A 6,412-nucleotide genomic window follows, 5' to 3' on the forward strand; every position below is an offset into this window, starting at 1 on the left:
GTGGATAGCCGGGACCTCGACAAGCGAGGCAGATTCGGCGATTGGCCCGAGGACTTTGGCGAAGTGACAATGAAGGCACAGCGCACATATCTTGACGCCCAGCGAACCCATCGCGACCGATGATGGAGTCGCGAACCAAGAGCTTGGTTGTGGACGCGAGTGTCATCCAGTCCGCGGGAGGAACCGAGCGACCCGATCCGTCCGGCATATGTAGCGAGTTCCTGGAAGCCCTCTATCTCATTGGACACTGCGTCGTCATGACGCCTGCCATAGAGGCGGAATGGGAACGTCACTTCATGCGTTTCACTCTGAACTGGTACACGCGTGTTGTGGCGAGCGGACGGACAGTCGAGCCTGAAAACGCGCAGAACGATGCTCTACGAGAGGAGATCGCATCGACGAACGCCGGATTGGATGACGTCCATCTCCTGGAAGCCGCACTTGCCACAGACAAGATCGTCTCGTCGCTGGAGCGGCGCGCCCGGAACCGGTTCCGTGACGTTGCGAGGCAAGTGCACGCCGTCGGCGCAATTATGTGGGTGAACCCAACGAACGCCAACGAGACGCCGCTTGACTGGCTTAGACAGGGCTGCCCCTACGAAACGCCGCGAACCCTGGGTTACACCGCCTGATGGAGATACCCGCCGCCATCCGAGCGCTGCCGCACGTCAACGCGACGCTCAACGCCCTCTGCGCGGCGCTCCTCGTCGTCGGGTACTGGCACATCCGCGCGAGGCGGATCCCCCAGCACCGCGCCATGATGATCGCCGCGTTCGCCACGTCGATACTGTTCTTGGCGTCGTATCTGACCTATCATCTGTATCCGGGCGTCGGGACGGTGCGCTTTGAGGAGCCGGCGTCGGTTCGCCCGTTCTACCTGAGCGTGCTGATTCCGCACACGGTGCTGGCGGCGGCGGTTCCGCCCCTGGCGCTGGTCGCGCTGGTGCGAGGCTTGCGCGGACGGTACAGCAAGCACCGAGCCGTCGCGCGATGGGCTCTGCCGGTCTGGCTCTTCGTGTCCGCGACGGGCGTCACCGTGTATGTGATGCTCTACGTCCTCTTCCCGCAGGCGTCGTGACGGAGGTTCCGACGTGTTCTGGATGAAGTCTTCGACGTGGGTGCGCTTTGGCTTCGCCGCGTTGGCAGTCGCCGTTCTGTGGCAGTTGGCGACGCCGCTTCTCGCCTGCCCGGCGTGCAAGGAAGCCGTCCGACAAGCGGCTGAAGGCAGCGCCGGAGGCGTGGACGGTTCCGGCAACGCAGGACTCGGACGCGGGTTCTTCTGGAGCATCCTGACGATGCTCGCCGTCGTCTACGGTCTCGCTGGCGTCGGCATTTACGCCGTCGTGCGCCTCATTCGGAAGTCACAGCGCGCGCAGAACGCCGTCTCCCCGGTCGGCTATTCGTCCCCCACCGCCGCGTCGGAGTCCTAGACGCATGCTTGCCGTCGAGGTCGCGGACCTCTCCTACGCCTACGGCGAGCGCGAAGCGCTGCGCAAGGTCTCCTTCGGGGTTCCGCGAGGCTCCGTCTTTGGGATCGTCGGTCCCAACGGCAGCGGCAAATCCACCTTCTTCAAGACGTTGGCGACGCTCCTTCGACCCACGACCGGCAACGCCATCGTGTTCGGGGACAGCGTGCTGGACGGACCCGCCCGCGTGCGGCAGCACATCGGGGTCGTCTTCCAGGAATCCGGGCTCGACGGCAAGCTGACGCTCGAAGAGAACCTCCACCACCACGCGCGGCTGTTCGGCATGCGGCGAGCTCGTCGCCGGGAGCGCATCGACACGGTTCTCGATCGCACAGGTCTCGACGACCGACGGCGCGATCTGGTCGAAGAGCTTTCCGGCGGGCTGAGACGTCGGGGCGACGTCGCGCAGAGCCTTCTCCACGAGCCGAAGCTGCTCCTGCTGGACGAGCCGTCGACGGGGCTGGACCCCGTCGCCCGGCGCGAACTGTGGCGCTATCTGGACGAGATCCGAGCGGAACGCGACCTGACGATCCTCGTCACCACGCACCTGATGGACGAGGCGGACCGCTGCGACGAGCTCGCCTTGCTCCATCGCGGCGAGCTCGTCGCCCTCGCATCGCCCCAGACGCTGAAGGACGAAATGGGCTACGACGTCATCACGATCCATTGCGAGGACGCCGGCGCGCTCAGCCGAAGCATCCGCGATCGATTCCCGCTGGAACCCCGTGTCAAGAGCGGCACGATCCGCATCGAGGTGGAACACGGACACCGTTGGATCGCCAAGCTGGTCGAGGCGTTCCCCGACACGATGGATTCGGTGAACCTGAGCAAGCCGTCCATCGAGGACGTGTTCGTGACGCGCACGGGCGCTAGCATCGTCGCCGAAGACGCCGCAGGAGCGTCCGCATGACCGCCCGGTTGTTGCCCATCTGGAGCCTGTGGTCGCGCGAGCTCATTCGGTTCGTCCGCCAGCGGAACCGCGTCATCGGGGCGCTGGGCCCGCCGATTCTCGTCTGGTTCTTCATCGGTTCCGGCTTCGGGAGCTCATTCCGCGGGCCCGGCTCCGAAAGCGGAGTCGGCTATCTCGAATACCTCTATCCGGGAATCATCACGCTGGTCGTGCTGTTCACGGCGATCTTCTCGTCCATCTCGGTCATTGAAGACCGACGCGAGGGATTCCTGAACGGCGTGCTGGTGACGCCGATCTCTCGGTCATCCATCGTGTTGGGCAAGATGCTGGGAGGATCGAGCCAGGCGTTTATCCAGGGATGCCTGCTGCTGGCGCTGGCTCCCTTCCTGGGCATGTCCCTCTCTCCACTGCGCGTTCTCACGGTGCTGCTGGCGCTGGGAGTCGTCGCGCTGAGCACGACGGCGCTCGGATTCGCGACGGCGTGGGGAACCGACTCGACGCAGGGCTACCACGCGATCATGAACATGCTGTTGATGCCGATGTGGATGCTCTCCGGCGCGTTCTTCCCACTTTCGGGCGCGCCGCGTTGGCTCCATACCATCATGCTGGCGAACCCGATGACCTACGGATTGTCGGCTCTGCGAGGAGCCTTCTACGGCGATGCCGTCGGGCAAGGGCTCGCGCCGGTGCATTTCGGGACCGCACTCGCCATCGTCGCGGGATTCGGCGGGGCGATGTTCGGTGTCGCGGTCATGACGGCGAACCGCGCCAAGCCGTGATGCGCGCCTCGCCGCGATGGTCTGCCCCTATCTCGGCTGGGTTAAATATCACGATGGGTCGGGAACGCCAACCCAACGGGCAGGTTGCGCCGGCGTATCGCGAGCCGCATACTAGCCGGTGACTCTCTCCCCCGGAGGGACGCCGCGATCCACTCACGTCGTTCGGTACACAACGGGAGTGTCCGAAGACCTCCTCATTCGGTTGCTGGTGGGAACCCTGGATGAACCTCCTGCGGATCATCGACGCTGGCGAAGGCAACGTGCGCGTTGCATGGCGAAAAGAGAACCGCGAACGCCACTACGCGGACGCGCTGCCGTTTGCCAACCCCTTGGCGCTGAGGGATCGGCAAGAGCTGCGATGGTATCTCGAAGGCTACCTGAGCGGATCCCCCTACGGCGGCGACCGCCTCCGTGCCAGCAAGGTCGAGGACCAGATGGAGGCGTGGGGCGCGTCGCTCTTCGAGCAGATCTTTCCGAAGGGGGAGCACGATCCCGACCCGCGCGGGTTCTACCAAGACGCTGTGCGCACGGGCTTGGAGCAGTGCGAGCTCTGCATCTCATCGGATGACTCGGACTTCCTCAACGTCCCTTGGGAGCTGATCCGAGACCCAGCGCCCGGACGCGGTTTCCTCGCGCCATCGCTGGCGGGGCTGTACCGCGAGCGAGCGAAGCACGCGATCCAAGCCGACGCCGCTCTATCTCCGGGTCCGTTCCGGATTCTGTTGGTGATCGCGCGGCCCGGGGGTGAACGCGATATCGCCATCGGAACCATCGCTCGCCCGATTCTGGAGGCGCTGCGCCCGCTCGGGGGTCGAGTCCACTTGGAGGTGCTGCGTCCACCGACGCTCGACGCGCTTGAGTCGCGCCTGAACCAGAGCCCCGGTGCGTACCACCTTGTCCATTTCGACGGACACGGCGTTTTCCGCCTCGACGAGGGGCTCGGTTACCTCATCTTCGAACGCGATGGGGGAGGGCGTCATCCGGTTGGCAGCGACGAACTCGGACAGATGCTCGCCGCGTGCCACGTGCCCCTCTTCGTGCTGAACGCCTGTCAATCGGCGGAGGAGGGCGCGAAGGACCCCTTCGCCTCCGTTGCATCGCGCCTGGTCGCAGTCGGCGCGAAGGGCGTCGTCGCCATGTCCTACTCAGTCTACGCGGACGCTGCGGCGCTCTTCATGGATCGCTTCTACGAGCGTCTGGTCGCTCAGGATTCGCTGTCGAAGGCAGTAGCAGCGGGGAGACGACGCCTTCTGGGCGAGCCCCGCCGCGACTCGAAGGCAGGCATGCGCGAGTTGCGCGACTGGATCGTGCCGGCGCTGTATCAGCAGGAGACCGGGTATGTGCCGCTCATGGGCGCGGCTTCCGCCGCCGAGCCGGAGGAGGGAACGCTCGAACCCGTCGAGACAGCCCGATGGCAGCGAGTCGCCGCCTCGTGTCCAGAGGGCAGATACGGGTTCATTGGCAGAGACAACGACATTCTCCACATCGAGCGGGCATTCCGAGACGACAACGCCCCGTGGGCGCTCCTCTCGGGGCTCGGCGGAACCGGTAAGACGGAACTGGCGTATGGGTTCGCACGCTGGTTCGCCGAGACCGACGGCTGCCCGGGCGGCGTCTTTGTCGCGTCGTTGGAGAAGGGCGACTTCGGTCAGGTCGTCGGAAGCATCGCCGGGTTCGGCACCGACCGTTCCAGACTATCCGAAGAGCAGCAGCGCGACATCCTGATCCGGTATCTGAGCGGGAACCGCTGCCTGCTCGTCTGGGACAACTTCGAGACGGTGAACGGATACCCGCACGGAACGGCGCCCTTCGCGTCGGACGAGGAGCGCCGGAAGTTCAGCGCGTTCCTGCAGGCCCTGCGAGGCGGCAAGAGCCGTGTGCTGATCACGAGCCGCAAGCCGGACGAGAACTGGTTGGGCGTCAACCTCGCGCTCGTGCCGCTGCGCGGTCTGAGTGAGTCTGACGCGCTGCGCCTGGCGCGTTCCATCCTCAGAACGGTGGGCAAGACGCCGGAACACTTCGCGGACGACCCCGACTACGCGCGGCTCTTGGGCTTGCTGAAAGGTCATCCGCGCTCGATGGAGGTCGTGCTCCCTCTGCTGCGCGACCAGAGCCCCGCTCATATCATCGACGAACTCCAGCATCGCATCGGACTCGGAAACGCGATCGAAGACGCCTCGCTCGCTTACGCGTTCTCTCAGATGTCCGACGCAGCCCGCAAGCACCTGCCGTTCGTCGGGCTCTTCACGTCCTACGTGGACGCCGACACACTGGGCGTCTTCATCGCGTCTGACGATGAGCCAGGGAAGATCTACCGACGCCTAACGGGCGAAGCCCCCGATGCTGAGACCTGGGAACGAGTCCTCGACGAAGCGGCGCGGGACGGCATGGTTGCCGCACTCGGCAATCGAGTCTACGAGCTGCATCCGACGTTCCCGACCTTCCTTCGCGCGCAGCTCGTCGCATCTGTCGGCGACGGCGGCGCCGATGCGCTCGATGAGGCGTACGCCCACTCCTACGCGGCGTGGTCGTCTGCCGCGTACGAGCACGTGCGGCGCGGAGACCGCAATGCCATCGACGCCGTCCACATCGAAGAGACGAATCTGCTGCGAGCGCTTCGCCTTGGCGAGCGGCGGGAGGATTGGGCCCTCGCTCAGAAGATCGCGCAGACGCTTTCCGAGTTCTATGACGTGCGCCAGCGTACATCGGAATGGCGGTCGCTGCGGAACCGATTGCTCGACTGGACCGGACGCGAGATGGCAGCCGGTGCGGACAGCGACCGCGCCGATCTCTGGAAGTTCCTCCTGGGCAGCGAAGCGAACGACGCCCTCGCGCGCAACGACCTCGACGCGGCGGAAAGCGCCCACCAACGAATCCTGTCCTACCTGCTGTCCCTCGGAAGCCCCGACACGGAGCCGCACATCGCTGTCGCGTACCACCAGTTGGGCATCATCGCCCAGGAGCGACAGCGCTTCGACCAGGCGGAGGCGTGGTATCGCAAGGCGCTGGAAATCTTCGAGCGGCTGGGGTTGAAGCGTGACGCGGCGGACGCCTACCACAATCTAGGGATGGTCGTCCAGGAGCGACAGCGCTTCGACGAGGCGGAGGCGTGGTATCGCAAGGCGCTGGAAATCTTCGAGCGGCTGGGGTTGGAGCGTGACGCGGCGGACGACTACCACCAGTTGGGCATCATCGCCGAGGAGCGACAGCGCTTCGACGAGGCGGAGGCGTGGTATCGCAAGGCGCTGGAAATCTTC

6 protein-coding genes are annotated in these 6,412 nt (G+C 65.4%); all 6 read left to right on the top strand.

The window, feature by feature from the left end; translation table 11 throughout:
* Positions 1-296 precede the first annotated feature (296 nt).
* On the top strand, positions 297-632 hold the full coding sequence (locus FJZ36_17455; GenBank protein ID MBM3216686.1) for a hypothetical protein: 336 nt from the start codon (positions 297-299) through the stop codon (positions 630-632).
* Complete coding sequence (locus tag FJZ36_17460) at positions 632-1,078, top strand: DUF420 domain-containing protein (protein MBM3216687.1); 447 nt, start codon at positions 632-634, stop codon at positions 1,076-1,078. Before FJZ36_17455 ends, FJZ36_17460 begins: the two co-directional genes overlap by 1 nt.
* 13 nt (positions 1,079-1,091) lie before the next feature.
* Positions 1,092-1,430, top strand: a complete 339-nt coding sequence (locus FJZ36_17465) for a hypothetical protein (protein MBM3216688.1) — start codon at positions 1,092-1,094, stop codon at positions 1,428-1,430.
* A 4-nt stretch (positions 1,431-1,434) separates the two neighbouring features.
* Positions 1,435-2,376: an ABC transporter ATP-binding protein gene (locus tag FJZ36_17470; protein MBM3216689.1), complete on the top strand. Its 942-nt coding sequence runs from the start codon at positions 1,435-1,437 to the stop codon at positions 2,374-2,376.
* Positions 2,373-3,155: a multidrug ABC transporter permease gene (locus FJZ36_17475; GenBank protein MBM3216690.1), complete on the top strand. Its 783-nt coding sequence runs from the start codon at positions 2,373-2,375 to the stop codon at positions 3,153-3,155. The genes FJZ36_17470 and FJZ36_17475 overlap by 4 nt, the downstream gene beginning before the upstream one ends.
* A gap of 221 nt (positions 3,156-3,376) precedes the next feature.
* On the top strand, positions 3,377-6,412 hold a 3,036-nt coding region (locus FJZ36_17480; protein MBM3216691.1), incomplete at its 3' end, for a tetratricopeptide repeat protein.

It is taken from the genome of Candidatus Poribacteria bacterium (assembly GCA_016866785.1).
In the GTDB taxonomy this organism is placed as follows: Bacteria; Poribacteria; WGA-4E.